At 66.3% G+C, this 1,218-nt stretch carries 2 protein-coding genes and 1 pseudogene; 2 read left to right on the top strand and 1 reads right to left on the bottom strand.

Features of this window, described 5'->3' with window-relative positions:
- Together ELR45_RS41660 and ELR45_RS35975 are read left to right on the top strand one after the other, a co-directional pair.
- Window positions 1–382, top strand: a pseudogene (locus ELR45_RS41660) (ATP-dependent Clp protease ATP-binding subunit ClpX); the annotation flags it as partial.
- Between the two features lie 88 nt (window positions 383–470).
- Window positions 471–641, top strand: coding sequence for a hypothetical protein (locus ELR45_RS35975; protein WP_165368201.1), 171 nt, complete (start codon window positions 471–473; stop codon window positions 639–641).
- Window positions 642–742: 101 nt separating this feature from the next.
- Here the strand turns inward: ELR45_RS35975 and ELR45_RS28870 are convergent.
- Window positions 743–1,218: Gfo/Idh/MocA family protein (locus ELR45_RS28870; protein WP_205857472.1), on the bottom strand; the 476-nt coding region annotated here is incomplete at its 5' end.

The raw sequence follows: 1,218 nt of genomic DNA, 5'->3' as shown, positions 1-1,218 counted from the left end.
TGAGTTCATCGGTCGGCTGCCGGTGTTGACCACGGTGAGTCCGCTGGACCGGGACGCGTTGATCCGGATCATCTCCGAGCCGCGCAACGCCTTGGTGAAGCAGTACCAGGAGCTGTTCCGGATGGACGGCGTCGAACTGGAGATGACCGAGGACGCCCTGGCGGCCATCGCCGACCATGCGTTGCTGCGGCGGACCGGCGCCCGCGCCACCCGGGCATTGCTCGAAGAGGTGCTGCTCAACGTGATGTACGAGGTGCCGAGCCGCGACGACATCCGCCACGTCGTCATCGACCGCGACACTGTGGAGGCGAACGTCAACCCGACCCTGGTGCCGAGGGAACAGCGGCTGCGTGTGCGCGGGCAGCATGAGGAGTCGGCGTAGGGCAATGTGTCCGGCGTCTGCTGTTTCAACTCGGCGATGAATGGCTACTCATATCGCGTAGCCATTCATCAGCTGGGGAGGGATCACGATGAGTCTGCTTGTCGGTTCCAAGATAGACGAGGTCGACACCGCCATCTCGGCCCTGGTCGAGCAGCGGCTGCGGTGCAAGGATCCTGTCGATGTCCTGCTCACCTCGGAGAGCATCGACCGGCTTCTGGACGACCGCCTCCAGCTCATGCACGCTGAGGAGCGTCCATGAGCGATCCGGACGACGGTCGTCCTCGAGTGGCCGGCGAAGAGATGCCGGAGTCGCGTGAATGAGGCCGAGCCGCCGGCGCACGCTCGGCGCGTTCGGGAGCCTCACCGGGTGGGCGGGACGAGTGAGACCGGCCCGGCGTCCAACGACCGTTCGGCAGCGTCCACGAGTTGTTGGATGTACAGGCCGCGGTGCACGTCGCAGGGATGGACGTTGCCCCGTGTGACCTGGGTGAACTCCGACCTGATGGTGGCATGCAGGTCGTCGGCGTCGCCGGTGCCGACCGTGAACGTCAATGATCCTTCGGGGCCGTACAGCTCCACGTCGAACCTCCCGGCTTCGACGCCCACCTCGCAGCTCATCGTGACATCGGAACCCGCGCCGTTCTGGTGGTCGATGTGGATGCCGACCCACCCGCGTGCAGTGGCGCGGGCACTGATCCTCTCTACCGGACCGAGGGCGGCGTCAAGCAGGTCGAATACGTGCGGACCGACGTCGAGCAGGGCGCCACGTTCGCGCCGCCACGCCGAGTCGGCGAACGGTCCGCTGAGGAAAGCCGCAGTCAGCATCGCGGCACGTG

It is taken from the genome of Phytoactinopolyspora endophytica, from assembly GCF_004138495.1.
GTDB lineage: Bacteria > Actinomycetota > Actinomycetes > Jiangellales > Jiangellaceae > Phytoactinopolyspora > Phytoactinopolyspora endophytica.
Note: the sequence above shows the minus strand (reverse complement) of the source record. Positions and strands in the feature narration are given on the sequence as shown.